The organism is Psychrobacter sp. APC 3281, assembly GCF_030407815.1.
Taxonomy (GTDB): domain Bacteria; phylum Pseudomonadota; class Gammaproteobacteria; order Pseudomonadales; family Moraxellaceae; genus Psychrobacter.
On the sequence record NZ_JASDCS010000002.1, the window covers coordinates 49,792 to 76,593 of the forward strand.

A 26,802-nucleotide genomic window follows, 5' to 3' on the forward strand; every position below is an offset into this window, starting at 1 on the left:
ATGGTTGTGATAAACAATTATTAGTCTACCATTCTCTGATTATTTAAACCGCAATAAAAAACCGCCCTACATGATGTAGGGCGGTTTTTTGATAAATATTGCTAGTCTGTCGGTTATTAGAACTGGTTCATCGTGTTCTTGCCGCCGCCAGCTTTCAGAGCGTTATCGCCTGAGAAGATTTCTTTGTGGTCATCGCCAAGGTCAGAACCAGCCATTGCTTGGTGCTTAACACAAGAGATGCCTTCGCGGATTTCTTTACGCTGTACGCCAGCTGCATAAGCAAGCATGCCTTCTTCACCGAAGTAGCCTTTAGCAAGTTCATGAACGCTAAGAGCAGTCGTGTGGTAAGTCGGTAGCGTGATTAAGTGATGGAATACACCCGCTTCACGTGACGCATCACGTTGGAAATTCTTAGCGGCTACGTCAGCTGCAGCATCAAGTTCAGTACCATCGTAATCAGCGCTCATCAAGTCATCTTTATTGTATGCAGAGATGTCTTTGCCTTCTTCTTCCCACTGTGCGATAACTTGCTTACGGAAGTTAAGCGTCCAGTTGAATGATGGGCTGTTGTTGTATACAAGCTTGGCTTTAGGCTGTTGCTCTTTGATACGGTCAACCATCATTTTGATGTGCTCTACGTCTGGAGTCGGTGTTTCGATCCATAGTAGGTCAGCGCCGTTTTCTAGAGCAGTTACACAGTCAAGTACAACACGGTCAATGTTAGTCTCTTCACGGAACTGATATAGACCGTTAGGTAGACGAACTGGGCGTACTAGTTTGCCGTTGTGCTTAAGTAGGCTGTCGTTTTCTTGAGCATTTTCTAGCGTTACTTCTTCCATTTCGATGAAATCGATGTATTTAGAAGCAAGGTCGCCTGGCTCATTTGATACTGGAATTTTTTGTGTTAGTGATGCGCCTTCAGAGTCAGTACGAGCAACGATAACACCGTCTTCAACACCAAGCTCTAAGAATGCATAACGGATAGCGTTTAGCTTAGAGATGAAGTCTTCATGCGGTACCGTTACTTTACCAGCCTGGTGACCACATTGCTTAGCATCAGATACTTGGTTTTCAACCTGAATAGCACAAGCACCAGCTTCGATCATTTGCTTAGTCAATAGGTAAGTAGCTTCTTCGTTACCGAAACCTGCATCGATATCAGCGATGATTGGCACAACATGTGAATCAAAGTTTTCGATTTTTTCTAGGATAGCTGAAGTATCTTGGCCAGCTTCTTCAGCAGCGTTTAGCTCACGGAAGTAGTCGTTCAACACTTTAGCATCTGCTTGACGTAAGAAGGTGTAGATTTCTTCGATTAGCTTAGGTACTGAGGTTTTTTCGTGCATAGATTGGTCAGGTAGTGGACCAAACTCAGAGCGTAGGGCAGCTACCATCCAACCTGAAAGGTAGATGTAAGTTTTAGAAGTCGTACCGAAATATTTTTTCTTAGCGTACATAGTTTGCTGTGCAACAAAACCATGCCATGCACCTAAAGACTGCGTGTACTGAGACGTATCATTGTCATAATCTTCCATGTCTTGACGCATGATTTTTGCAGTATATTTTGCGATATCCAAACCCGTTTTGAAACGGTTTTGTGACATCATACGTGCAGCATCAACTTCGCTAATGTTCTGCCAGTTGCCGTGCTTTTGCTTTAATTCACGTACTAAGTCGATCGCTGATTTATATGCAGTTGACATCTATAGTCTCCTTGGTGGGGTGTAAAAACAAATAAATTAATTGTTAAAATAATGGGTCTGTCGTTTTACTAAAATCCGCTTTACTAAAACCTTTGTACTAAAAAGTAATATTCAAAATTTGGTCTATCGTTTATCTATCGAAGCTCTATTTACCCTAAACAAACCGCTAGGCTATTACAAGAAATTTGCTGAACTCAACAGTTGAAAATAATTGCTGGTTTATAAATATTTATCGATTCTCACTATATATCTAAAAGGTATCTGAATACTTAATAGGCAGTGATGTCATAATTGGTAGCAAGAGATGTTACAATAATGAGGTCAATTAACCGTATTTAACGACTGATAAAAACCATTAATATATTACTTAGCGACAATATTTAATCGGATAAAAACAGCTTATGAACCTAACGTTCGTCCTCTATGCTGCAAATCCTTTATAGAACTCACTATAACCACCTTACCAAGATTTATCTAATTTATGATAGTTATCTTTGGTATTTCTGTATGATATAATGTTTATATAACATGGTCTTACGATAGGTTGAATGAGTTATAATGAAGGTCTATCAGAAAAAACTAGAACGAAATTAGTAAAAAATAATGAAATTATGCTGTTACAGCGCACAAATCACCGTAGCAGCACTACAAATGCCAGCCTTAATATGGCGTTTATTCAAAAGCCAAGAGAACCAAATATGAATTTGCAGCGGGTTGATTTAAATTTATTAGTCCATCTAGATGTGTTGCTACGAGAAAAAAACGTCACTCGCGCAGCCGAGCAGCTTGGGATTACTCAGCCTGCTATGAGTAATATCTTGCGCCGCTTGCGTAAGCTGTTTAATGATCCATTATTGGTACGCTCATCTGAGGGTATGACGCCGACTGAACGGGCCCTTGAGCTACAGCCACGTATCCGCGAGATACTTGCTGATTTGACCCAAGTGTTGGAGCCGCGTACCGAATTCCGCCCTTATAGTACCTCTCGTGTGTTCCGTATCATGACATCGGATTATGCCGAAGCGACCCTAGTGCCTAAGCTGGTAAAAGCACTACGTTCTGAAGCGCCTAATGTAATTTTGGACTTTTTGACTCCATCAGACGTCTCTTATCGAGATATGGAGCAGGGACGAGTTGATTTAGCGATTAACCGTTTTAATGAGATACCTCAAAGTTTTCATCAGGTTCTAGTATGGCGTGATACTTTTAGTTGCTTGTTATCTTCTGACAGTCCTTATGCCAATCGTTTTAATCTGAAAAACTATCTAAAAGCACAGCACGTTTGGGTATCTAAAACAGGTATGGGCGTGGGTTTTGGGGTCAATCCAGAGAAATCTGGTGGACTAGGATCTATCGATCAAGCCCTGCAGCGCCTTGGGCAAAAACGCCAAATTAGTGTCTTTACTCGACATTATCAAATGCCTGCCATGCTTGCAGCAAATAAAGATTTGATAGCGACTTTGCCCACGCGTGTGGCAAGAATGCAGGCAAATAACGACAGTATCATGATGGAAGATCCGCCGTTCTTTATTCCTGAGTTTGAGCTTACGATGGCATGGTCTCCTTTGTTACAGCATCATCCAGCCCATCGCTGGTTACGTCAGTTAATTATGCATGTGGCACGACAAGTTGTCGCTGAAGAAGAAAATCCGCCTCAAGAGATACCTGTCATTAATCATTTGTTTTGATTGGTTTGTGTGAGTTGAATCTATCTACTATTAAAGTGACATATTTCCTATTATTTAATTTTTTAGTAAAAGCATTTTTCTTTAGCTCCCACTCTACATAGTTATTAGACCAGCCGTTAGGCTGGTTTTTTATTTTCTAGAGATTAATAGTTGATATTTTACATTTAGATAGACTTAATAAGTCAGTCACACTATTAACATCTTCAACACACTTCACAATATATTGTAAAACTCTTCATCAAATAGCTTGTTAAGATAACGGCAGATAGAAAACGAGCTACCAATAGATTGTGCTATCGACGTAAATTTAATAATTAAAACTGTCACAGCAAAACAACTACAAGTGGCAATAAACCCGATTATAAATCCCAAATATAAATTCGAATAATAAGGACAGTAACTATGTCAGACATTACTACTATTAACCCAACCACGGGCGAAGAAATCAGTAACTACAATTATATGAGCAACGACGAAGTCAACAAGATTGTCGACGCTTCACATAACGCATTTCTAGAATGGCGTACAGTAAGTCACGAAGAGCGCGGCCGTGTCATCAAATCTATCGGTGACAAGCTGATGGAGTATAAAGAAGAGCTGGCTAAGCTAATGACTGAAGAGCGCGGCAAGTTGTATAACCAGAGCATGCAAGAGATTGATCTCTGTAAAGCTATCTGTGATTACACTGCTGAAAACGGCGTTGCTTCTTTGGCTGATGATGTACGCGATATCGAAAGCATGAAGAAAGGGCTAGTGACGTACCAACCTATCGGTATTATCTATGGCATGCAGCCTTGGAACTTCCCAGCGTATCAGGTATTCCGTTATACCATCGCAAACTTGATGGCAGGTAATAGCGTCCTGTTAAAACACGCATCTAACGTTACAGGCTCTGGTCTATTAATTGAAAAAATTCTTCACGAGTCTGAATTACCAAGTGATTTGTTCCGTACGATTATCATTGATCATGACCAGTCAGAAGCATTGATTGGCAATGACAAAGTACGCGGTGTGACACTAACAGGTAGTGACAGTGCAGGTGCCCTTGTTGGACAGCAAGCAGCTAAAGCGATTAAGAAAGCTGTATTAGAGCTAGGTTCAAATGATGCGTTCATCGTGTTAGAAGATGCTGACATTGAAACTGCTGTAGAAACTTGTACTCAAGCACGTTTAATCAATAACGGTGAAACCTGTGTAGCAGCCAAACGCTTTATCGTAGTCGATAGCGTATATGATGAGTTCCGTAAACGTATCGTTGAGAAGTTTGAAGGTACCAAAGCGGGTGATCCAATGGATGACAGCTCAGATATCGGCCCATTAGCACGTGCAGATTTACGTGAGCAGCTACATGAGCAAGTAGAGAAAAGTGTGGCTAAAGGGGCAACGATTGCTGTTGGCGGTAAGGTACCTGAAGGTAAAGGTAGTTTCTATCCAGCAACTATCCTAGAGAACGTCGAAAAAGGTCAGCCTGCATACGATGACGAACTATTTGGCCCTGTCGCTTCATTGATTCGTGCCAAAGATGAAGATGATGCAATGCGCATCGCTAATGACAGTCGTTATGGTTTAGGTGGCGCGATTTTCTCAAAAGATGAGGAGAAAGCCGTTCGTCTAGCACGTGAGCAATTCGATACAGGTATGGTCTATATTAATGGTTATGGTCTTGCCAATCCTGCACTGCCATTTGGTGGCGTGAAAAACTCAGGCTATGGCCGTGAGCATGGCGGCTTCGGTATCAAAGAGTTTGTCAATATTAAAGCGGTTCACGTATTCTAAGAATGAACTAATTAGACGAATTAGCTAAATAGATAACTATTTACGATTTTACATAATAGTAAATAATAAATAGTTATCAAATAAAAAAGCCCAGTTGCTCGTAATGAGTAAATGGGCTTTTTATTGCGCTATATAAAGTGGTATTGAAAGCAGCTTAATAAGCTGAGATTTTTATCCGTCTATCAGCAATTGCAAAGGCAACTTAGGTAAATAAGTTTCCGTTTGCGATGATGTATTATTTACTTCAAGTGATAATACATTTTTTGCTAGGAGTAAAATAGTCCAAGGTAGCAGCTGATGTTCAAGCTTCTGTACCCGTGACTGTAAGCTCTCTACGGTGTCGCTGATATCGATATTCAATACGGCTTGAGTCAATACCTGACCTGCATCAAGCTCCGCGGTCACTTTATGAATACTACAGCCGTGACGACGTTCACCCGCTTGTATGACCCGTTTATGAGTATCTAAACCCTTATAAACCGGAAGTAGAGAAGGATGAAGGTTAATCATGGGCGCTGGTACATTATCGATAAATGAGCCACTTAATACACGCATAAACCCAGCCAAGACGATCAAATCAGGTTGCCACGCTATTAGCTGCTTGTTGGCATGGGTTTCAAATGTCTTGATACCCATACGTTTACCACTAGCAACGTGTGACAATGCCGCAACTGGAATATTGGCATCTTTAGCACGTGTCAACGCATAAGCATCTTCACGGTTACTAATGACACCAACGATTTCAATCGGTAGCGCACCTGCTTGCATTGCATTGATTAACACTTGCAGGTTGCTACCACTTCCTGAGACTAGAACAGCAATACGCAATGGTTTGATAGGCTGGCTTGCGTTATTAATTGACATTAACGGTACACCACTGCATCCGCCTGGTCATCAGTGCTGCGTTTGACCATTTCACCTATTTGCCAAGCTGTCTCGCCCGCGTCAGTTAAAGTCTGAATAGCAGCTTCAGCTTTGTCTTTTGGCATAACGATGACAAAACCAACGCCGCAGTTAAAGGTACGGTACATCTCGCTCTGCGCGATATTACCTTGGGTCTGTAGCCAAGTGAATAGCTCTGAGAACTGCCAGCTATTAGTATCGATGCTAGCTGCTAGGTTATCAGGTAGTACACGTGGCAAGTTATCCGTTAGACCACCACCTGTGATATGTGACATCGCATGTAAAGCTGAGCTACCAAGCGTATCTTGTAATGCCTTGATGGCTTTTACATAGATACGGGTAGGAGCCATTAGAGCATCTTGAATAGGCTGACCGTCTAGTTGCTCGTCGCTGCTCGTAACATCCACACCGTTAACTTCGATGACTTTACGAACCAATGAGTAGCCGTTTGAGTGTGCGCCACTTGAGGCAAGGGCAATCAGTACATCGCCTTCTGCGACATTTTCACCAGTGACGACTTCTGCTTCTTCAACCACGCCTACACAAAATCCAGCTAGATCGTAATCGTCGTCTTGATACATACCTGGCATTTCAGCAGTTTCACCACCGATGAGCGCACAGTTAGCTAACTTACAACCATCACCAATACCAGTCACGACGGTCGCCGCTACATCAACATCCAGCTTACCAGTTGCATAGTAGTCTAAGAAGAATAGTGGCTCTGCGCCGCAAACCAATAGATCATTGACGCACATCGCGACCAAATCAATACCAATCGTGTCATGACGGTTCAGCTGTAGCGCCAGTTTTAGTTTGGTGCCGACGCCATCAGTACCAGAAACCAATAATGGCGAGGTATAACCTGTCGGGATACGGCACAACGCACCAAAACCGCCAAGTCCACCCACGACTTCAGGACGAGTAGTGGCTTTTGCAACGGACTTGATTCGCTGAACCAAAGCATCGCCTGCATCGATATCAACACCGGCATCTTTGTAGCTTAAAGAAGGCTTGTCACTCATAGTCATCTCACAGTTGGGGATAGATAATTGGGATTAGAAGGTAAAGTAATTGAGCACGCAAAAATCAGCGTTATAAAGTTCAAAAGCAAAGTTTAAAGACAGTGCGCGCATTATACCCAAAAACAGACCGTACTCGCAAAGCAACTTGCCAATATTTGACTAAGATTTGCATTAAGTGGCAAATAAGCCGTTAAGAAACAAAAAATGACTGATTTTTTGTTGTACTCTGCGATAATAGAACGCTAAATTTATTGTCAATAATGACCTTAATACAAGTTCAAATGTAATTGACAGAATAAAAACTACTAAACATAAATTTATTAAGAATCAGGCTTTTTAGGAACGTTGATACGTCTCAGTTTAGCTAGCTAAAACTAATGAGAAAAGAAGGAAATTCGCCTAGTGATACATCGTGATGGCTGTAGTTATATCATTTAGAAATCGCTATTACTGACTCCCTGTCACTTTTTTAACCTCGTCCAACTATAGGATTACTTGCCATGATGAACCAACCAATAGATCCTTTTTTTCGGCGTTTATTTATTGTCGTGGCGTTAGTGGTGGCTGTGTTTCTCTTGTATTTAATGATGCCCGTCATCGTGCCTTTCGTTTTTGCCTTCATATTGGCTTATCTATTTAACCCTCTAGTCAAGCGCCTATCAAAATATATCAAGCGTTGGGTCGCGATTATTATCGTCTACTCGACGATTACTTTAGGGATGGCGTTATTATTATGGTGGTTGGTACCGACATTGTGGCATCAGCTGCAAGCGGCGTGGGATTATTTGCCAAAGATATTTAATTGGTATAACCAAGTCGTACGAGAGTGGTTCAATAGTAATACTCGTATCAAACTGCCTGAACTAGAGTCGAAAGAATTTTCTGATACCCTCGTCGATTATATGCAAACGAATTATAAGTTCGCTGATGCTAGTACCATGATGAGCCAAATACTGACCTCAAGTATGAACTTCATCAATAATGCAGGTCTGATTGTATTGGTGCCTATTTTGACCTTTTATTTTCTATTTAATTGGGATCAGCGTTTGCATAACTGGAAGATGGCGATACCAGGGGCTTATTGTCAAAAAGTGACTGAAATAGCTAAAGAATGTGATCTGGCATTGATGGCATTTATCAAAGGTCAATTGCTGGTGATGGTGTTGCTAGGCGCTATTTATGCTGTACAGTTACAGCTCATTGGGCTAGAGCTTGGGCTTATCATTGGTATGGTAGCAGGCATTGCTAGTTTTGTGCCGTATTTAGGATTTGGTATTGGTTTTATCGCGGCTATTATAGCTTGCCTATTTCAGTTCGGATTGGACTGGACGTATTTGTCATTGGTCGTAGGTGCGTTCTTGATTGGACAAGCTGCAGAAGGTTATATCCTGCAGCCGTTACTCTTAGGTGATAAGATTGGTCTATCGCCATTATGGGTCATATTTGCCGTATTGGCAGGTGCCAGTCTATTAGGTTTTGTCGGTATGCTTATTGCCTTACCAGTGTCCGCTGTCTTAAATGTCCTGTTCCGCCATTTATACAACTACTATCGGACCACTGACTTTTATAAAGGCCGTAAACAACTGGCACTGTTTGAAAAAAGATAATTATCTTATTATTGAATACACTAGATAAAGCTTGATATGCAATATCAAGATAGGAACGCAATGATTGATAAGGCTTAATGGGTAAAAGACTTGTCAGTCATTTTGTAAATATGTTATATATAGGCGCAGTGTTGATAGTATCAGCCGTTTAGGTACCAGTTTTGCTAACGTTTTTTTCGATAAAGCGACTAACCAATTTTTGCAAAGGCTATAGGGCCATTAACTACAGTTGTATCGGCTAGTATTGATAGTAATGAATACAGCTCAAAGCAACCTGTCTTTTTTATTGTATTTTTCCATTGCACTACGCAACACGAGTTGATGATTCATGGCAGAAGCACAGCTAAGTCTCAATCTGGACATTAAGCATGATGCAAGTCTCAGCGACTTTGCCGGTCCCGGTTGGATGTCGATTATTGATGCAGTACGGCAGTTACATGTCGGCCTGATCGGTCAACTATATCTGTTTGGTAGCCCTGCTACAGGTAAGTCTCATTTGCTGTCTGCTATTTGCGAGTCATTTATCGAAATGGACAAATCGGCTATCTGTTTGTCCCTTAATGAGCTGATTCATACAGATGTCCACGTACTATCATCGTTAGAAAATTTTGATCTCATCGCCATTGATGATTTGGAAGTGCTTGAGCAGAGCAGCCAGTGGCAAGAAGCTTTATTTCACTTAATTAATCGTAGCCGAGAAGGGCAACGCCAGTTGTTGTTTGCCGCCAATAAACCAGCTGACGACTTACCATTTCAGTTAAGAGATTTAATGACGCGTTTGGCACAAGCACCGTCCTTTAAAGTGCCTACTGGTCATGATTTGGCAGACAGACAAGCATTACTACAGTCTATTTTGCGTCGGCGTGGATGGCAGTTTGACGATCGAATTATTAATCACTTACTGACCGATGGACCGCATCGTATCGGTGCCATGATGGAAGTACTTAATTATATTCAACCAATGTTTTCTAACCTTGGTCGCAGTAATATCTCAAAAGCAGTCATAAGTGATGCTCTGCGTACCATCGATGAGCAGACGCTTGCCGCGGAGCTGGCGGATATCGCTCAAGAGACGCAAGTAGATAACGACACGCCTGATCAAGACCAACATACGATGCCACTTGATTTTTAGCAGCAAGACTTTTAGCAGTAAGACTTTTAGCAGCAAAAAATGAATAACCGTAAGAATACGAATCTTTTGTCCAACTCGCTTTTACTATTAATGGAATAACTTATGAAATCGAATACTTTTTTGCTAAAGAAATTAACGATAGGCACGTTGTTGGTGGGGGCTGCCTCGGTCTCTATGTTGTCACAGGCAGCGGTTACTCTACAGGTTGATGACCATATCAAAGTAACTGCTATTAATGGGCAGGAAATTCAGCAGAGCGCTTTTCAGCCGCTACAAAAAACTTTTACGTTACAGCCTGGACAACATGCTATTACTGCTAAGTATGACCGTTTATATAACTTGCGTCGTGATGAGCATGATTATTTGCGTTCAGGTAATGTCAGTGTGACGGCACAATTGGCCGACAATCAAACATATCGTCTGACTATGCCTGATCAACCAGAAGATTATGAAGCTGCTAGAGAGTATGCCAAGCAGCCAACGCTCGCTGTGCAACAGAATAATACTGTCATTGCTAGCCAGCAAAGTATGGCCGGTAACCAAGGTGGTCTATTTTCAGGCCTTGGTAAAGCGCTGGGCGGCGTGTTCGGCGGTGCAGGTGATGCAGAGTTACAGAACCAACGTGCTATCGCCTCTTTAGATCAACCCGTAGTAAATTCTACTAGTAACGTCAACACTGGCACGACCACTGTTAAGCAAGCATCTAGCGTAAATACTTCTACCAGTACGTTAGATACGTTTATGCAAGTATGGCTACAAGCTACGCCTGCTGAACGTGAAAAAATGCGTCAATGGATCGAAAAATAAAACAGTCTTTTCTAAAAGATAGACAATAAAAAAGCACCCAATTAGGTGCTTTTTTATTATTTAGGATTTGATAATCATTAGAATTAGTAAGGTCAAGCCGAATAAAAACTAACGACTATTAACCCAAAAACGCGTTATACATCCATACCAGTTTTTCTTGCTCTTGTACGTAAGCATCGATTAGGTCAGCTGAACCTTGGTCTTCGCTCTCTTCTGCTAACGCTGATACTTGGCGTTGCTCTGCAATTAACGCTTGTAAGCCAGTGACTACGCCTTTGACGCAGCTTGTGCCATCTTTAACATTTTTATCTTCACTGATGCTAGTATGTTGTGTGAAATCACTATAAGCGTGAAGTGGTGTACCACCCAAAGTTAAGATACGCTCAGCGATTTCATCGATTTGAAGTTGTAGTGACGTATACAGCTCTTCAAATTGTGGATGCAAAGTAAAGAAATGCTCACCCTTTACATTCCAATGATAGCCACGTACGTTTAAATAAAACACGTGATACGTCGATAGTAGATTGTTTAACTTGGCGATGACTTCGCTCATGTCTGCCTTTTCTAGACCGATCTGGTTAGTAGCATTATTAGAATTACTCATAGTGTTGTCCTTATAGTGTGAGTGTAGTTATATGATAATAAATAAAGAAGAATAAAGACTCTAATCAATTGAAATACAGCGAAAATACTTTAGTTTTTATCTGTACCTATCAATATAAACTCTATCTCTATCTCTTCCTTTGACGCTTATAATAATAGCAAACTATTATTAATAAGTTAAATATAATAAATGCAATTTTACGATTGGTTTTATAAAACTATAATTGAGTCTCTCTATCGTTTTTCTAAACGATAGAGATAGCTAATAGCCATTATGCTGGCGGCTGCAAGTTTTCAGGATTTAAGCCTTTGACCGGAACGACTTCTTGTAAATGTTGACGTACCGTATCGATAGGAAACTTCTGTGCTTGCAAGCGTTTCGGTACGATTTGGCTACCTTGCTGACCTTTTAGCTCAAACATCATAAAGATATAGTCATCAGTCTCGTCCCAACTCTTGATAGAGGTCCAAGGAATAACCGCTTGTTGAGTCGCGCCCGCACGCATTTGCATACCGCGCATTTGCGAGTTTTTCATCATATCAGGCTGGTTGCTTGGCATCGCCATGACTAGACCATGCTTTTGCACACCCAACTTCATCTGGCGCATTTCATCTGGCATCTCTTGGTCAGCGACTTGTTTGTCAAACTCTCTTTTTACGTACCATTTAAAACCTAAAGTACGTGCCAATAGATAAATCACCACACCAACCAGCATTAACCAAAAGATAATGGTTGAATAGCCTGTTACAAAGATAAGTCCTGCAATAGCAAGTACCACAACCACTGCCATGATGATCCACTCTTTGGTCTTAAAGCTTGATAAACCAAAAGACGGGCTGGCACTGGCAAACAGTTCATACTGTGCTTGGTGGAATTCAGCCTCAGTTAGGTTTAAGGCGACAGGTTGGAGCGTGTAAGGATACAGGGCCATAAAGGTTTCTCAGATGCTTATGTTAAAAGTGTTGGGTTTACATCGCCAAAGCCAAGTCATGATGTACTAGTTGACTGTAGGTAAATAAAGGTATGCGCTTATCTTACCGAAAAGTACTCTTAAATGAAACATATAAGCAAGACTGTTCACGGATAGATGTCATATTAATGACGTAGTTCACGCTCTATACTCAGCTTACTAAGACTAGACGAAAGCAAAAGTGAGCAATTAAAAACATAATAACTTGCTATAAGCGATTAGCATAATGAACAAAAGCTAGTGAGAGTCAGCCAAAAACAGGGAAAAGTAGCCAAAGATATCCAAAACATGGTCAAATCTGCCGTGTCTTGGTATTATAGCGACTACAAGATATGTTGATATAAAACATAACGTCATAGCCAGTTATCACAAAGACCGTGATAGCGATGTGCTAGGCAATTACCCTATTAATAATACTTTCAAACCTTTTACTCACCTTTAGTGTTACAGGCAACTACTATGATTGATCCGAAACTCTTACGCGGCGATTTAAGCGACCTACAACAGCAGCTAGCCACCCGTGGTTATGAGCTTGATATGGAGTTCTGGCAGACGATTGAAAACGAGCGTAAGTCTCTACAAGTCAAAACCGAAGAGTTGCAATCGCGCCGTAATGCTGGTGCAAAGCAAGTAGGTGCCCTAAAAAAATCAGGCGAAGATGCCAGTGAGCTATTGGCTGAGATGCAAAGCGTTAGCGGTGAGATTAAAGCTGCGGAAGACGAGCTACGTACGCTACAAGAGCGCATCACTCAAGCGGCTTTGCAAATTCCGAATATTCCGGCGGCGGATGTACCAGTCGGTACGTCAGAAGATGATAACGTAGAAGTGCGTAAGTGGGGCACGCCGCGTACGTTTGATTTTGAAATTCAAGATCATACTCATATCGGTGAGACGCTTGGTATGCTGGACTTTGAAGCAGCGACTAAGTTAACTGGTAGCCGTTTTAACGTGCTCAAAGGGCAATTGGCACAATTGCATCGCGCACTAATTCAATTTATGTTGAACACGCACACGATGAAGTACGGCTATCTTGAGACTTATGTGCCTTATATCGTTAATAGCGATAGCTTAAAAGGTACGGGTCAGTTGCCTAAGTTTGAAGATGATTTGTTTAAGCTAAGCAATCACACGAATAACGATGAAATGGATTTTTATTTGATCCCAACTGCTGAAGTACCAATGACCAACTTGGTACGCGGCGAGCGTTTGGATATCAAAGAGCTGCCTTTAAAATTCACGGCGCATACACCATGTTTCCGCAGTGAAGCTGGCTCACATGGGCGTGATACTCGCGGCTTGATTCGTCAGCACCAGTTTGAAAAGGTTGAGATGGTCAATGTCGGTACTAGCGATCAGTCTGATGACCTATTAGAAGCGATGACAGGACAGGCTGAATATATCTTGCAGCAGTTGAACTTGCCATACCGCACGGTAAAGCTGTGTACTGGCGATATGGGTTTTGCCGCACAAAAGACCTATGACATCGAAGTATGGCTACCAAGCCAAGATACCTATCGTGAAATCTCTAGCTGCTCTAACTGTGGTGATTTCCAAGCGCGCCGTATGGGTACTCGTGTCAAAGATGGTAAACAAACCAGCTTAGCTCATACTTTAAATGGTTCAGGTCTAGCGGTTGGTCGTACGCTACTAGCAGTGATGGAAAATCATCAAAACGCTGACGGCAGCATTACGATTCCAGAAGTATTACGTCCGTTTATGGGCGGTGCTGAGACTATTTCAGTTTAATGAACTGACTATAAGTAATGAGCTGCTTGTCACCTAGGTCACTTGCAGCTTGTTATTTATAACTTAAATCAAAGTCCGTCATTGCTTATCGTTTAACAAAACTGATGTGAGTCATTGCTAAATATAAACGGTCTTGTGACTGCATTTTTGGCTAGGCTCATAGCAAATATGTTAATATTGCATTTTTATTTTATAGCCTATCGACTGAGGACGCCTATCGCGTTTTTGGTGGATTATCCTTTGAGTAAACTCTCCTCTTATCTTTATACGACTCATTCGAATATTAGGACACTCTATGCCAGCTCCAATTAGCGAACGTAAACTAGCCAATGCCATCCGTGTACTGTCGTTTGACGCGGTTCAAAAAGCCAACTCTGGACATCCGGGTGCGCCAATGGGTATGGCTGATATTGCCGAAGTTTTGTGGCGCAAATTTTTGAAGCACAATCCAGCTGATCCTAATTGGCACAACCGTGATCGCTTTGTACTGTCAAACGGTCATGGCTCGATGCTTATTTATTCATTGCTACATTTATCAGGTTACGATGTGAGCGTTGATGACCTTAAAGGTTTCCGTCAGCTGCATTCAAAAACCCCAGGGCATCCTGAACTTGGTTATACGCCTGGTGTAGAAACGACGACTGGTCCACTAGGACAAGGTATTGCTAATGCCGTTGGTTTTGCAATTGCAGAAAAGACGCTAGCCGCACAGTTCAACCGTGACGGTCATAGCGTCGTCGATCATCATACCTATGCGTTCTTGGGCGATGGCTGCTTGATGGAAGGTATCAGTCATGAAGTTTGCTCACTGGCTGGCACGTTGGCGCTTGGCAAATTGGTATTCTTCTATGATGATAACGGTATCTCTATCGACGGTAATGTCGAAGGTTGGTTCACTGATGATACCGAAGCGCGCTTTGAGTCTTACGGCTGGCAAGTTATCAAAGTTGACGGTCATGATACTGATGCAATCACGCAAGCAACGGAGCAAGCGATTGCAGAGACTGCTAAGCCAAGTCTAATTATTTGTAAAACCACGATCGGTGCTGGTAGCCCGAACAAACAAGGTCTAGCAGCCAGTCATGGTGCGCCACTTGGTGATGATGAAATTGCCTTGACTCGTGATGCGCTGTCTTGGAAACATGCCCCATTTGAATTAGATGATGAAATCTATGAAGCATGGGATGCTAAAGCTAAAGGCGACGTACAGCAAAAGAACTGGGATGCGGACTTTGAAGCATATAAGAAAGCCTATCCAGAGCTTGCAGCAGAACTATCACGCCGTCTAAATGGTGAATTGCCTGCTGACTTTGCTAGTCAAGCGCAAGCCTATATTCAGCAAACTCAAGAAGCGGGTGGTGATGTTGCTAGTCGTAAAGCCAGCCAAAATGCTATCAACAGCTTGCAGCCATTATTACCAGAACTATTGGGCGGTTCAGCCGACCTAGCTGGTTCAAACCTTACGCTATTTAAAGGTGCTAAAGGCATCGAAAAAGACGTTGACGGTAACTATATCTATTACGGTGTACGCGAGTTTGGTATGACTGCGATTGCCAATGGTATTGCATTGCATGGCGGCTTTATCCCTTACGTAGCGACGTTCCTGATGTTTATGGAGTACGCACGTAACGCAGTACGCATGGGCGCACTAATGAAGCAGCGCGTCATCCATGTCTATACGCATGACTCTATCGGTCTGGGTGAAGATGGCCCAACGCATCAGCCAGTTGAGCAATTGACTAGCCTACGTACTACGCCAAACCTACGCACATGGCGTCCGTGTGATGCGACTGAATCTGCAAGCGCTTGGGTAGAAGCAATCAAGTCTGAAAACAACCCATCAGCATTGATCTTTAGCCGTCAGAGTTTGCCACATCAAGCACGTGATAGCGAGCAAGTAGCGAACATCACCAAAGGTGGTTATGTACTTGCGAAAGAGCAAAGCGAGCTACAAGCAATCATCATCGCCACTGGTTCAGAAGTTGGCCTAGCGATGGAAGCGTATGAAGCGTTGAGCGCAAATGGTGTTGGCGTCCGTGTGGTATCTATGCCATGTGCAGAAATCTTTGTAGAGCAAGAGGCTAGCTATCGCGAAGCGGTATTGCCTGCTAATATTCGTGCTCGTGTCGCAGTCGAAGCCGCGCATGTAGATTACTGGTACAAGTTCGTTGGTCTAGATGGCAAAGTCATCGGTATGACCACTTATGGCGAATCTGCTCCTGCCAGTGATTTGTATAAAGAGTTTGGTATTACGACTGATGCTGTGGTCGAAGCGGTAAATAGTTTGGTGTGATAGACCTAACTTAGTTAGCGTTTTAAAAAAAGAGCTGCCGGAGAAATCTGGTGGCTTTTTTTATGGTAAATTGAGCTAAGCTTTCAAGTTTTTACGGAAGTTTAAATTTTGCTTATTGCCTAAGTTGTTTATAAGAATCGTTCTTTAATAGTATGAGTTTATCCTACCATTGTTTGAACCTAATCAAGATTTGATAAGGAAGTGTCAGTTTGGAATTTCATGAGATTAATTGGATTGCGACAGCAGCATGGGTGCAAGCTATTGGAAGTATAATAGCAATTGGCATCGCAATATGGGTTCCCTTTAAGCTAGCTAAAGACTCACAAAAGAAACAAGAAGCTGAGAAGATATCTCTCTCAAGAGTAGTACAAGTGTCTTTACTACCAGATTTATATAGATTACGTTCATGCACTAAAGATTTTCTAGATTTTCAATCAGGGGAAAAATCTTTTCTTGGTGTGAACAGAAGCCCCGAAGATTTTAATGAGGACTTTTTTAGTTTGGTGAAAGAGTACGCTAATATTTTAAAAATTGCATCGAAAAGTGGAGTTATACAAGAGCAGTTAACAGAGCTTATGTCCATTGTCTTCCAAACAAATGAACTTCTTGCAGAAAATACTAGGTTACAAAGAGATGGCTATCATGCAGCTTGGACTAATCATAAAGATCTATTTATTGAAGCTGCAGAAAGTATTAATGAGCTATCAGACAAAGTTATTTTAAGTATTGAGTCACTGTATTAGCTTTAGTTGAGAACAGCGAATAAATTCTGAAATTTGAGAATTTTCAAGATATATAAACTTTAATAAGGCTTTTTTTGAGATTTTCTTATGTCCCTAAAATCCTCCTTTAAAGGCTTCCTCGGTGAAACCGTCATCAATGTTGCTATGTGGCTTAAACTTGAAAAAGATGTTTATCACCGATTAAACGGTATTACCTTGCCACGAGCTAATGGTGGCAGTACCCAAATCGATCATATCATCGTTTCTGTATACGGCATCTTTGTCATCGAAACCAAAAACTATAAAGGCTGGATATATGGTAGCGAGAACCAAAGACAGTGGACACAGTCTTTTCCAAATGGCAGTAAGTATAAGTTTCAGAACCCACTACGCCAAAATTATCTACATATTAAGACGCTCGCAGATTTATTAGGCTTAGAGCTTAGCTACTTTCATTCGATGATTGCTTTCATCGGGGAGTGCGAATTAAAAACCCGTGATGAGTTGCCTGAACACGTATTGACGAGTGGTATGGTCTCTTATGTGAAGAAAAAGCAGGATGAATTCCTGACTGAAGACGAGGTCAAATCCATTGTTGAGCAGATTAATAGCAATAGATTTAGTAAGTCTTGGCGCACCAATCGGCACCATAAAGCCTACCTAAAAGACAAGTATAACCCCTCAAACAAACAGCTTAGTGGTAACGCTAATGATAGACCAGTTGTTAAGACTGCTAGTAAACCTACACCTGAGCCGATAGTAAAAGAAACCGCTAAACGAGCTGTTCTAAAAAGTAGGGAAGTACATGGATGGTCTGGCCAAACTGAGATTGAAACTAGCGAGTTATCAATTGATAGTTTGAATACTCAGCAGGCAATTATACCGCCTACCAGCATGTCACATGATATGACCAATAAAGTGTTTATGACGCCGTTTGAGATTATAGAGTCTGAGCCGCAGGTGGAAGCACCTGAGATACCTGAAGAGACAGACGATGTAACTAATCTTGTTCAAACACCAAACTGTCCAAGATGTAACGGTGAGATGATCAAGCGCGTGGCAAAAAAAGGCCAGCAGCAAGGGCAGGCCTTTTTTGGTTGTAGTCAATTTCCTAAGTGTTGGGGTGTGGTGAATATTGATTAGTCATTAATCATCTCAACCTTAGTTCACCTTAACCATATATCTCTTCCAAACGTAAACAAGCCACCAATCGACCATCCCATTCGCGCAGTTGTGGCTCTACCTCGCTGCATTGCTGCTTGGCATAGGGGCAGCGTTTATGTAGCGCACAGCCACTTGGTGGATTAAGCGGACTTGGTAGCTCACCTTGTAGGGTCAAATCATTTTTATGGCCGTTTACCGTTGGTGCCGCAGCCAATAGTGCGATGGTGTAAGGGTGTTTTGGCGCATTATAAATCGCTTCTTTGGGGCCGTGCTCAACAGCTTGACCCAAATACATCACCATTACATCATCAGCCACATGGCGTACGACCGACAAGTTATGCGAGATAAAGACGTAAGCGGTGCGATACTCATCCTGCAAATCCATAAATAGATTTAGGACTTGGGCTTGGATTGATACATCGAGCGCGGAAGTCGGTTCATCAGCGACGACGATTTTAGGGTTGAGCATCATCGCGCGGGCGAGGGCAATACGTTGGCGCTGACCACCAGAAAACATATGCGGATAACGACCAGCGTGTTCGGGACGTAGACCGACATGTCTCATCATCTCGTTGATTTTGTCGCGCTTTTCCTCTTTAGACAGTTTGGTATGGATATCTAATGGTTCTGTTAATTGATAGCCAATGGTATGACGCGGATTTAAGCTACCATAAGGATTTTGAAAGACCATTTGAATTTCAGTACGCAACTCTTTTAGCGCTTTTCTACTATAGCCAGTAGTGCCTTCATCATTGATAAATAGCTCACCATGTGTGGGCGCCTCAATCAGCGTCAACTGGCGGGCAAGGGTGGATTTTCCGCAGCCTGACTCACCAACGACTGCCAATGTTTTGCCAGCTTCAAGCTCGAAAGAGACACCATTGAGCGCTTTTACGTAGGCTTTTGCTTTGCCCAGACCTTGTGATACTGGATAGTGCTTGTGTAGATTGTCTGCTTTTAGGACCACTTTATTACTCATACTTGTGACTCCAAAGTAGCAGCGTGAGAGGGGCGAGAGGTAATATTAGAATCAATACAACGCACCTTACCATTAGGCGTATCTAAAATAGGTGGCGGTACTTCGCAAGCGGGCTCCTTATACGGGCAACGAGGAGACAACAAGCAACCAGCTGGCCTATCATATTGACTGGGCACAACTCCTGGTAAACTGTTTAGCCTATCTTGACCAATAGCCAACTCAGGGATGGCTTGTAGCAATGCTTCAGTATAAGGGTGAGCAGGCTTTTGGAAAATCTCCGGCACGGTACTGGTTTCGACCACTTGTCCCGCATACATAACCGCGACATCACGCGAGTTTTGTGCAACCAGACCCAAATCGTGGGTGATTAATACCATGGCCATTTGTTTTTCGCGTTGCAATCGGCTCAGCAAATCCATGATTTGCGCCTGTACTGTGACATCCAGGGCCGTGGTTGGTTCATCTGCGATAAGTAGTTTTGGCTCACAAGCAATGGCCATCGCAATCATAACCCGTTGACTCATACCGCCTGATAGTTGATGCGGATATACCTTAAGTCTGTTTTTGGCATCGGGCATCTCGACCAACTCTAGCAGTTCTAAGATACGTGTTTGTACGGCTGCGCCTCGCAAACCAAGATGCTTGCGTAGCACTTCACCTAGTTGCATCTCAACCGTAAAGCTTGGATTTAGGCAAGACATCGCATTCTGAAAAATCATAGAGATGTCTTTACCAATGATGCCGCGTCTCTCTTTGGCTGACATACTGAGCATATCTTTATTGTCAAATACCACTCGCTGTGCACGAACGGTCGCAGAAGGTGGCAACAGGCCCATCAGCGCCATCATGGTGACCGATTTACCTGAGCCAGATTCACCAACGACAGCGATGACCTCCCCTTGGGTAATCTTTAATGACACATCATCCACTGCGCGAAAGGCACGCACCCCTTGTCCAAAAGTAACCGACAGGTTTTCAATATCTAACAGCAATGGTGCGTCTTTTGTTGATGCGCCATTCATAGACGTATGAGTGATAGGCGTATTAATTAATGGTTCAGTCATCTTAGGTCACCTGCTTTAATTTAGGATCTAGCGCATCGCGTAAGCCATCACCGGTCAGGTTAATCGATAGTGCAGCTAAGAAGATAGCGACACCCGGCCAGATTGCTAGCCAAACATTACTTTGAATATATTGACGCGCCGTACCTAGCATCGCGCCCCATTCGGCATCAGGTGGCTGTACGCCAAAGCCTAGGAAACCAATCGCACCTGCTTCTAAAATAGCAGACGAGAAAATCATCGTTGCCTGTACGATAAGCGGTGCCATACAGTTGGGCAAAATAGTGATAAACAACAATCTGAGCACGCCAGCACCCATCACTTGTGAGGCGATAAAGTACTCACGTTGTAGCTCTACCATCGCAGTCGCACGAGTCAGACGAATAAAAGGCGGCGTACAGACCAGTGCGATCGTAATAATCGTATTGGTCATAGAAGGCCCTAAGATAGCAGCAATGATAATCGCCAATAGCAAGCTCGGATATGACATCAGGATATCATTGACCAGCATAACCGCTTTGCCCCAGACCTTTGGCCAAAACGCTGCACTTAGACCTAAAGAAATACCAACCAACATTGCCAAAGTCGTTGCGCTTAGACCGATAAATAACGAATAACGTGCGCCATACATCACTCGAGACAATGTATCTCGGCCCGCATCATCAGTACCTAGCCAAAACATCGCATTGCCACCATCTAAAAAGGCAGGCGGCAATTGCTCTTGACCGGTGAACAGCTCGTAAGGATCATGAGGCGCAATAGCAGGGGCGAGTATGGCAACTAGGACCATCAATGCCAGTACAATAAAACCAATCACAGCGCCTTTGTTTCGGCAGAACGTCGATAAAAATAGCTGCCAAGATGACGGCGGTGTGGCTGCCATCAGATTGACATCAGAGGGGAGAACAGAAGGCTTCATGAGCATTTCCTATAGTGGCTAGCGCAGTGACATTTTTTAGAATCTTATTCATAAAAAAGTACTAAGCATTGCTAAAACTTCACTTGAGCGCTAATCATCACTATTTATAATGTGAGTATTTATCAATGTTAAATTAAGAAGTATGGCGGATACGTGGATTGATCAGACCATACAAAATATCAATAAATAAACTAACCAAAATCAGAGCGGTGGCGACCAATAAAATACCATTTTGTACAATAGGGTAGTCACGAGTGAAAAACCCATCGAGTAGCCAATTACCAACGCCTGGCCAACTAAAGATAGTCTCGGTAATAATGGCACCTGCAAGCAATGTCGCCATCTGCAAGCCAACGACGGTAACCACAGTAATCAAGGCGTTACGCATTACGTGGACTAGTATCACTCGGCGTGGAGATAAGCCTTTGGCTCGCGCTGTACGCACGTAATCCTCATCTAGTACCTCTAGCATCGCAGAGCGTGTCATCCGTGCAATCATCGCTAACGGAATGGTCGATAGAGCAATAGAGGGCAATATAAAGTGTTTGACCACGTTCCAAAACGCGCCAGGTTCTCCCGAACTTAGTGAGCCGAGTAACCATGAACCATACAGTGGTTGCACATCTAAAAACTGTGCGACAGATATCACCCCAGCGACGGGCAGGAGACCTAAATAATGAGCGAAGATACCAGTCAGGATAGGGCCCAATAAATAGATAGGCATAGAGTAACCTGCCAACGCGCCTGACATTAGGGTGTAATCAATCCATGTACCACGGCGCAAGGCAGCAAAGATGCCTAAGCTGACACCAATGACACTAGCGATAACAATAGCGCATAATGCCAATTCTAGAGTAGGAACAAAGTGGGCAAAGAAGTCTTGTAGTACGGGCGTACGAGTACGAAAGGACTGACCGAAATCACCCGTTAGGATGCCAGTCAAATAATCCCAATACTGGGCGACGAGCGGTTTGTCTAATCCTAGCCTTTCTAAGGCACGAGCATGTAGCTCGGGATCGACCATACGCTCGCCCATCATAATCTCGACGGCATCTCCAGGTACGAGACGAATCAGAGTAAAAGTCGATAGCGTTAGGCCAAGATAGACGGGTATTAGAATGGCAATACGACGCAGAATATAAAGTAGCATGGGCTGCTCAATAGTTGTGGTTCAATGATTAGAGTATTAGCGATGATGAAGAGATCCGTGACAAATCGCTTAATTCATATTGTTCATATCATTCATATAAGTGCGGCTGGAGCAGAGTATCTGACCCAGCCGCACTTATATGAATGAATAAATTGCTTATGTTGTAACGGAATTAATCAGTCAAGGTTATTCAACTTTTACACCATCGAAGCGTATTGAGCCAAGTGGGCTGATTTTATAATCGACAACGTTTGGTGCGGTGAATACGGTCACTACCGAGTGTGCCATTGTTGTCCAAGGAAGCTGCTCTTTGAATATCTGCTGAGCTTGCTCATATTCACTGACACGCTCATCTTGATTGTTAATCTGACGGGCATTGGTCACCAAATTATCGAAGTCTTTGTTACACCAGCGCGAGTAGTTATTACCACCGACTGCGTCACAAGACAGTAATGAGCCAAGCCAATTGTCTGGATCACCATTGTCGCCAGTCCAACCTGCTAGAATGACATCAGGCTCGCCTTTAGCAGCGCGCTTGAGGTACTCGCCCCATTCATAAGTCACAAGCTTGGTATCGACGCCAATCTTCGCCCAATCTGCTTGTAGCATTTCAGCCATTAGCTTGGCATTTGGGTTGTACGGACGCTGAACTGGCATATACCATAGATTGATAGCTAGGTTGTCTGCGCCAGCTTCTTTGATCAGTGATTTTGCTTTTTCAACGTCGTAAGGCGCGTCTTTAAGTGACTCGTCATAGCCCCACTGCGTTGGCGGCATTGGGTTGGTCGCTTTGAGGCCTTCGCTCTGATAAACCGCATTGATAATAGCGTCTTTGTTGATCGCCATATCTAATGCTTGACGCACTTTAAGATCGCTCAGTTGAGGTTTTTCTACGTTATAACCGACATAGCCGACGTTGAAGCCAGGCTGATCGAGAACGGTGGCTTTACCTGACTTTTTGACAGATTCAATTTCAGCAGGTTTTGGATAAGCTGACACATGACATTCGCCCGCTTGCACCTTTTGCGCGCGAACCGCTGAATCTTTGGTGATGACAAACACGAGGTTGTCGATATAAATGTCGTCTTTATTCCAGTAGTCTGGGTTTTTGGTATAACGAATTTGCGCGTCTTTTTGATATGAGGTAAAGACGAAAGGTCCAGTACCGACTGGCTTAGTATTGATATCAGCAGCATTACCAGAGGCTAGCAATTGATCTGCGTACTCAGCAGAACCAATATAAGCAAAAGGCATCGCTAGGTTCTGTAGGAACGGCGCATTGGTTTCGCTAAGGGTGATTTTTACCGTATAGTCGTCAATCTTTTCGATATTAGAGATAATATCAGGTAGTCCCATGCCGACCGAATATGGGAATTCAGCAGGATAAGCTTTATTAAATTCAAAGTCTGGGTCAGTGATACGTTCTAGCGTAAAGACAATGTCATCCGCGTTGAAATCGCGAGTCGGAGTAAAGTAGTCAGTTGTACCGAATTTAACTCCTTTGCGTAGATTAAAGGTATAAGTCTTGCCGTCTTCGCTAATATCCCAGCTTTCAGCAAGTCCTGGCTGAATTTCAGTTTCCGCTCTTTTGAATTCTACCAAGCCATTATAAATAGGGAAGGCACTCGCATCAAAATCCGTACCTGAAGTATATTGCGCTGGATCGAATCCAGCAGGGCTACCTTCTGAGCAATAGAGCAATGTTTTGGGGGCTTTAGCATCTGAGCTAGCGGCAGAATCGTCGGTGGTTTTGTTGTCTCCACTACAGGCGCTGATACCTAAGACAAACGCCGCCAACATTGTAAGTTTGAAGAGTGATTTTTGCATTATTACATCCTATGTAATGGTAGGTAGGTACTCATGTATCCATATGTTCGTACTCGAGCATGAATACGATGAGAAAGCGTTTAGTGACCTCTAAAGTATCTATCTATGCAGTATTTTATATATACAAAATAAAACATATTAAATGTTGTTATAACTTTAAATTATATAGATAGAAACTAAAAATATAAGTAAGTCGTTCGAATATACTCTCTTAATCTGTGGTAATGCAAGCGATAAATAGACTAATTTTGATAAAAAATGCACGGTTTTACCGTATTTAGCACCAATAAGATATTAAATACTAGATTCTACGGCTTTATGTTTATTTATTCTAAGTAGCAAAGAGACACGCTTTTAAATCGCTAACCAGTTACAATTTTACTCATTGTTAACAATTAGAAATAATAAAGTTATGCCTCTTTAAAATAATTAGCTATAAGCAGTTTGCCTAACGCAGCATTAAACAGGGCTATGGTTCGCCTTAATGAGATCGGCTATTTTTTCGGCAATCATAATAGTTGGCGCATTGGTATTGGCGCTAATAAGCGTTGGCATCACTGAAGCATCGATAACTCGCAATCCACTCACACCTCGTACCTTTAATTCCAAATCAACCACGGAGCTGTCATCCGAGCCCATGCGGCAAGTACCTACCGGATGATAGATGGTATCTGACTTATTTCGGATATAGCCGAGCATGCCGTCTTTTTCGAGGTAAGGGGCAGGATAGTCTTCAGTGATGTACTTAGCGAGTGCGGACTCTTGCATGATGGCTCGAGTACGCTCGGCACCGGCTACCATATACTCTACGTCTTTTGGATGCGACAGATAGTTTGGATCGATCAATACGGCATCGGAGGGGTCGGCTGAGTCCAATCTGACAGTACCTCGACTTTCAGGTCGTAAGTAGCAACTGTGACAAGAGACAGCGAAGCCGCGCCTGAGATCGCGACCATGTTCGATCACGCGCGAGATGACAAAGTGCAGCTGAGTATTTGGCCACTCTTTTGGGTCATCACCGACGCTAAAGAACGCACCTGCTTCTGCATAGTTGGTAGACAGTAACCCTGTACCGTCTTTTCTCCACTGCCGAATACTTTTGGTTAATGTCGAAATCGATGCCATGCCAATACCGATGACGTCAGTCGTATTGACCTCATAATCAAAGACGACATCTAAATGATCCTGTAAATTGCCACCGACCTCAGGTGCATCTACCACCACATCAATACCATGAGACTGCAAATGCTCTGCAGGACCGATACCTGAGAGCATCAGGACTTTGGGTGAACCAAACGCACCACCTGATAGGAGGACTTCATGACGCGCCGTGACAGTATGTTCGACACCGTCTTTTTCGTAGACGACGCCTGTCGCTTGATTGTCTTCGATAATGACGCGGTTAGCCTGCGCATGAGTAATGACAGTTAGGTTGGAGCGGTTTTGTACAGGATGTAGATAGGCGGCCGCGGCAGAGCAACGTTGGCCTTGTTTTTCACCATGGAAATGAGTGACTTGATACAATCCTGTACCATCTTGCTTTTCGCTATTAAAGTCAGGGTTGTGATCTAGGCCGTTGGCAATCGCAGCTTCTACGAATGCCTTAGAGATGTCTCGTGGACTGAGTAGGTCGCTAACATGCAGCGGCCCGCTATCACCATGTAGCTTATCGCTACCACGAACATTATTTTCAGCTTTGATAAAGTAGGGCAGTACATCGTCAAATCCCCAGCCAGTACAGCCTTGCTCTACCCAGCGCTCATAATCTAGCTTACTACCGCGTGTGTAGATCATGGCATTGATCGCTGATGAGCCGCCCAGACATTGTCCACGTGGCTGAAAACCTTTACGGTTGTTAAGGTGCTCTTGCGGGGTGGTGTGAAAGCACCAATTGTTCAGTTTGAGCGGTTTACCAGGAACCATCAGAATCAGTCCAGCAGGCACGCGTACTGCTAGATCTTTGCCATCACCGCCGTATTCTAATAAACAAACACTGATATCAGGATTTTCAGTGAGACGGCTAGCAAGCACGCAACCCGCAGAACCACCACCGACGATGACATAGTCAAATGTTGTGTCAAATTCCATTTTATATTCCTTATAGCATCCATGCTAATTAAAATAGGGTACGCTTTACAGTAACTATTATTCTGCTGAAATAATAAAATAAAAATGACTCTGCGGTATCTGTTTGCATCAATATCATAGGACAAGCGAAGACTGTTATATTCGGTATGTTATTTAAAATTAATGCTACTTAATTTTTCATCGAACGTGCTTATATCGCACAGATTTCTGAGCGTACGATAAAGCGTTTGCCTTCAGGGATTTCTAACGAAAAACTCGCACCGCGACCATTGACAACATCAATGGTGAGATCAGTATGCTGCCATAAATTGTACTGTGCCTTACCCATATAAAATGGACAGCCAGCAAGTTCACCAACCAGTACATCTTGACCACCCACTTTGAACTCTCCTAATGGGTAGCACATGGGTGAGCTACCATCGCAGCAGCCACCTGATTGATGAAACATTAGCTCACCGTGCTTGGATTTCAATAGATCAATTAACGCTTCACAAGACTCTGTTGCTGCAATTTTCATAATCAACTCCTATGCTATCAGTGTCGAAAAACTATATAATTCTAAGAAATTATTATTCAAAACATGGCTTTTTACAACTTCTTAAAGCGAAAATGCAACCTATCTTGCGACAGATTGCATTTGT

General features: G+C 42.9%; 21 protein-coding genes. 9 read left to right on the forward strand and 12 right to left on the reverse strand.

What is annotated here, in order from left to right; translation table 11 throughout:
- Positions 1-116: 116 nt before the first annotated feature.
- The gene (locus QL886_RS02180) at positions 117-1,703 is read right to left on the reverse strand and encodes an isocitrate lyase (protein WP_101206309.1); all 1,587 of its coding nucleotides are present in this window, start codon (positions 1,701-1,703) and stop codon (positions 117-119) included.
- Between the two features lie 698 nt (positions 1,704-2,401).
- On the opposite strand from QL886_RS02180, the gene QL886_RS02185 reads away from it, so the two are divergent.
- Positions 2,402-3,391 carry a LysR family transcriptional regulator gene (locus QL886_RS02185; RefSeq protein WP_057761159.1) on the forward strand — a complete coding sequence of 330 codons (990 nt, stop codon included), beginning with the start codon at positions 2,402-2,404 and terminating at the stop codon, positions 3,389-3,391.
- A gap of 402 nt (positions 3,392-3,793) precedes the next feature.
- The gene (locus tag QL886_RS02190; RefSeq protein ID WP_290177500.1) at positions 3,794-5,167 is read left to right on the forward strand and encodes an NAD-dependent succinate-semialdehyde dehydrogenase; all 1,374 of its coding nucleotides are present in this window, start codon (positions 3,794-3,796) and stop codon (positions 5,165-5,167) included.
- 171 nt (positions 5,168-5,338) lie between these two features.
- Here the strand turns inward: QL886_RS02190 and purN are convergent, their stop codons facing one another.
- Both purN and purM read right to left on the reverse strand, forming a co-directional pair.
- On the reverse strand, positions 5,339-6,031 hold the full coding sequence (gene purN / locus QL886_RS02195) for a phosphoribosylglycinamide formyltransferase (protein ID WP_290177501.1): 693 nt from the start codon (positions 6,029-6,031) through the stop codon (positions 5,339-5,341).
- Positions 6,031-7,092, reverse strand: a complete 1,062-nt coding sequence (purM, locus tag QL886_RS02200; protein WP_290177502.1) for a phosphoribosylformylglycinamidine cyclo-ligase — start codon at positions 7,090-7,092, stop codon at positions 6,031-6,033. The genes purN and purM overlap by 1 nt, the downstream gene beginning before the upstream one ends.
- A 500-nt stretch (positions 7,093-7,592) precedes the next feature.
- Between purM and QL886_RS02205 the strand changes: the two genes are divergently transcribed.
- From QL886_RS02205 to QL886_RS02215, 3 genes are all read left to right on the forward strand, one after another.
- Positions 7,593-8,699, forward strand: coding sequence for an AI-2E family transporter (locus tag QL886_RS02205; RefSeq protein ID WP_290177503.1), 1,107 nt, complete (start codon positions 7,593-7,595; stop codon positions 8,697-8,699).
- A gap of 328 nt (positions 8,700-9,027) precedes the next feature.
- On the forward strand, positions 9,028-9,831 hold the full coding sequence (hda, locus tag QL886_RS02210; protein WP_290177504.1) for a DnaA regulatory inactivator Hda: 804 nt from the start codon (positions 9,028-9,030) through the stop codon (positions 9,829-9,831).
- Positions 9,832-9,933: 102 nt separating this feature from the next.
- Complete coding sequence (locus tag QL886_RS02215; RefSeq protein ID WP_290177505.1) at positions 9,934-10,638, forward strand: DUF2057 family protein; 705 nt, start codon at positions 9,934-9,936, stop codon at positions 10,636-10,638.
- 118 nt (positions 10,639-10,756) lie between these two features.
- Here QL886_RS02215 and QL886_RS02220 read toward each other — a convergent pair whose 3' ends face one another.
- Both QL886_RS02220 and QL886_RS02225 read right to left on the reverse strand, forming a co-directional pair.
- Positions 10,757-11,242 (reverse strand): Dps family protein, encoded by a 486-nt coding sequence (locus tag QL886_RS02220; protein ID WP_101206316.1) that lies wholly within the window; start codon positions 11,240-11,242, stop codon positions 10,757-10,759.
- Positions 11,243-11,513: 271 nt separating this feature from the next.
- Positions 11,514-12,173 (reverse strand): YcxB family protein, encoded by a 660-nt coding sequence (locus QL886_RS02225; RefSeq protein ID WP_165598112.1) that lies wholly within the window; start codon positions 12,171-12,173, stop codon positions 11,514-11,516.
- A gap of 498 nt (positions 12,174-12,671) precedes the next feature.
- Between QL886_RS02225 and serS the strand changes: the two genes are divergently transcribed.
- The 4 genes from serS (at position 12,672) to QL886_RS02245 (ending at position 18,116) form a co-directional block, all read left to right on the forward strand.
- Positions 12,672-13,958 carry a serine--tRNA ligase gene (serS, locus tag QL886_RS02230; RefSeq protein WP_290177506.1) on the forward strand — a complete coding sequence of 429 codons (1,287 nt, stop codon included), beginning with the start codon at positions 12,672-12,674 and terminating at the stop codon, positions 13,956-13,958.
- 295 nt (positions 13,959-14,253) lie between these two features.
- Positions 14,254-16,251 carry a transketolase gene (gene tkt / locus QL886_RS02235; RefSeq protein WP_290177507.1) on the forward strand — a complete coding sequence of 666 codons (1,998 nt, stop codon included), beginning with the start codon at positions 14,254-14,256 and terminating at the stop codon, positions 16,249-16,251.
- Positions 16,252-16,460: 209 nt separating this feature from the next.
- Complete coding sequence (locus QL886_RS02240) at positions 16,461-16,994, forward strand: hypothetical protein (protein WP_201570971.1); 534 nt, start codon at positions 16,461-16,463, stop codon at positions 16,992-16,994.
- Positions 16,995-17,081: 87 nt separating this feature from the next.
- The gene (locus tag QL886_RS02245) at positions 17,082-18,116 is read left to right on the forward strand and encodes an NERD domain-containing protein (RefSeq protein WP_290177508.1); all 1,035 of its coding nucleotides are present in this window, start codon (positions 17,082-17,084) and stop codon (positions 18,114-18,116) included.
- A gap of 28 nt (positions 18,117-18,144) precedes the next feature.
- On the opposite strand, the gene QL886_RS02250 is transcribed toward QL886_RS02245, so the two are convergent.
- The 7 genes from QL886_RS02250 to QL886_RS02280 all read right to left on the reverse strand — a co-directional run bounded on the left by QL886_RS02250 (position 18,145) and on the right by QL886_RS02280 (position 26,678).
- Positions 18,145-19,116 carry a peptide ABC transporter ATP-binding protein gene (locus QL886_RS02250; RefSeq protein ID WP_102093680.1) on the reverse strand — a complete coding sequence of 324 codons (972 nt, stop codon included), beginning with the start codon at positions 19,114-19,116 and terminating at the stop codon, positions 18,145-18,147.
- Positions 19,113-20,180 carry an ABC transporter ATP-binding protein gene (locus QL886_RS02255; protein ID WP_290177509.1) on the reverse strand — a complete coding sequence of 356 codons (1,068 nt, stop codon included), beginning with the start codon at positions 20,178-20,180 and terminating at the stop codon, positions 19,113-19,115. The genes QL886_RS02250 and QL886_RS02255 overlap by 4 nt, the downstream gene beginning before the upstream one ends.
- 1 nt (position 20,181) lies before the next feature.
- Positions 20,182-21,096: an ABC transporter permease subunit gene (locus tag QL886_RS02260; protein WP_057761128.1), complete on the reverse strand. Its 915-nt coding sequence runs from the start codon at positions 21,094-21,096 to the stop codon at positions 20,182-20,184.
- A gap of 133 nt (positions 21,097-21,229) precedes the next feature.
- A complete protein-coding gene (locus QL886_RS02265) occupies positions 21,230-22,246 on the reverse strand; it encodes an ABC transporter permease subunit (protein ID WP_057761126.1) in 1,017 nt (338 codons plus the stop codon).
- 186 nt (positions 22,247-22,432) lie between these two features.
- Positions 22,433-24,073, reverse strand: coding sequence for an ABC transporter substrate-binding protein (locus tag QL886_RS02270; RefSeq protein WP_290177510.1), 1,641 nt, complete (start codon positions 24,071-24,073; stop codon positions 22,433-22,435).
- Between the two features lie 459 nt (positions 24,074-24,532).
- Positions 24,533-26,161, reverse strand: a complete 1,629-nt coding sequence (locus QL886_RS02275) for a GMC family oxidoreductase N-terminal domain-containing protein (protein ID WP_290177511.1) — start codon at positions 26,159-26,161, stop codon at positions 24,533-24,535.
- A gap of 190 nt (positions 26,162-26,351) precedes the next feature.
- Complete coding sequence (locus tag QL886_RS02280; RefSeq protein ID WP_290177512.1) at positions 26,352-26,678, reverse strand: DUF779 domain-containing protein; 327 nt, start codon at positions 26,676-26,678, stop codon at positions 26,352-26,354.
- Between the last annotated feature and the right edge of the window lie 124 nt (positions 26,679-26,802).

Coding starts and splice junctions, on each gene's coding strand:
- QL886_RS02180 (WP_101206309.1), bottom strand. CDS start 1,703: ATGTCAACTGCATATAAATCAGCGATCGACTTAGTACGTGAATTAAAG.
- QL886_RS02185 (WP_057761159.1), top strand. CDS start 2,402: ATGAATTTGCAGCGGGTTGATTTAAATTTATTAGTCCATCTAGATGTG.
- QL886_RS02190 (WP_290177500.1), top strand. CDS start 3,794: ATGTCAGACATTACTACTATTAACCCAACCACGGGCGAAGAAATCAGT.
- purN (WP_290177501.1), bottom strand. CDS start 6,031: ATGTCAATTAATAACGCAAGCCAGCCTATCAAACCATTGCGTATTGCT.
- purM (WP_290177502.1), bottom strand. CDS start 7,092: ATGAGTGACAAGCCTTCTTTAAGCTACAAAGATGCCGGTGTTGATATC.
- QL886_RS02205 (WP_290177503.1), top strand. CDS start 7,593: ATGATGAACCAACCAATAGATCCTTTTTTTCGGCGTTTATTTATTGTC.
- hda (WP_290177504.1), top strand. CDS start 9,028: ATGGCAGAAGCACAGCTAAGTCTCAATCTGGACATTAAGCATGATGCA.
- QL886_RS02215 (WP_290177505.1), top strand. CDS start 9,934: ATGAAATCGAATACTTTTTTGCTAAAGAAATTAACGATAGGCACGTTG.
- QL886_RS02220 (WP_101206316.1), bottom strand. CDS start 11,242: ATGAGTAATTCTAATAATGCTACTAACCAGATCGGTCTAGAAAAGGCA.
- QL886_RS02225 (WP_165598112.1), bottom strand. CDS start 12,173: ATGGCCCTGTATCCTTACACGCTCCAACCTGTCGCCTTAAACCTAACT.
- serS (WP_290177506.1), top strand. CDS start 12,672: ATGATTGATCCGAAACTCTTACGCGGCGATTTAAGCGACCTACAACAG.
- tkt (WP_290177507.1), top strand. CDS start 14,254: ATGCCAGCTCCAATTAGCGAACGTAAACTAGCCAATGCCATCCGTGTA.
- QL886_RS02245 (WP_290177508.1), top strand. CDS start 17,082: ATGTCCCTAAAATCCTCCTTTAAAGGCTTCCTCGGTGAAACCGTCATC.
- QL886_RS02250 (WP_102093680.1), bottom strand. CDS start 19,116: ATGAGTAATAAAGTGGTCCTAAAAGCAGACAATCTACACAAGCACTAT.
- QL886_RS02255 (WP_290177509.1), bottom strand. CDS start 20,180: ATGACTGAACCATTAATTAATACGCCTATCACTCATACGTCTATGAAT.
- QL886_RS02260 (WP_057761128.1), bottom strand. CDS start 21,096: ATGAAGCCTTCTGTTCTCCCCTCTGATGTCAATCTGATGGCAGCCACA.
- QL886_RS02265 (WP_057761126.1), bottom strand. CDS start 22,246: ATGCTACTTTATATTCTGCGTCGTATTGCCATTCTAATACCCGTCTAT.
- QL886_RS02270 (WP_290177510.1), bottom strand. CDS start 24,073: ATGCAAAAATCACTCTTCAAACTTACAATGTTGGCGGCGTTTGTCTTA.
- QL886_RS02275 (WP_290177511.1), bottom strand. CDS start 26,161: ATGGAATTTGACACAACATTTGACTATGTCATCGTCGGTGGTGGTTCT.
- QL886_RS02280 (WP_290177512.1), bottom strand. CDS start 26,678: ATGAAAATTGCAGCAACAGAGTCTTGTGAAGCGTTAATTGATCTATTG.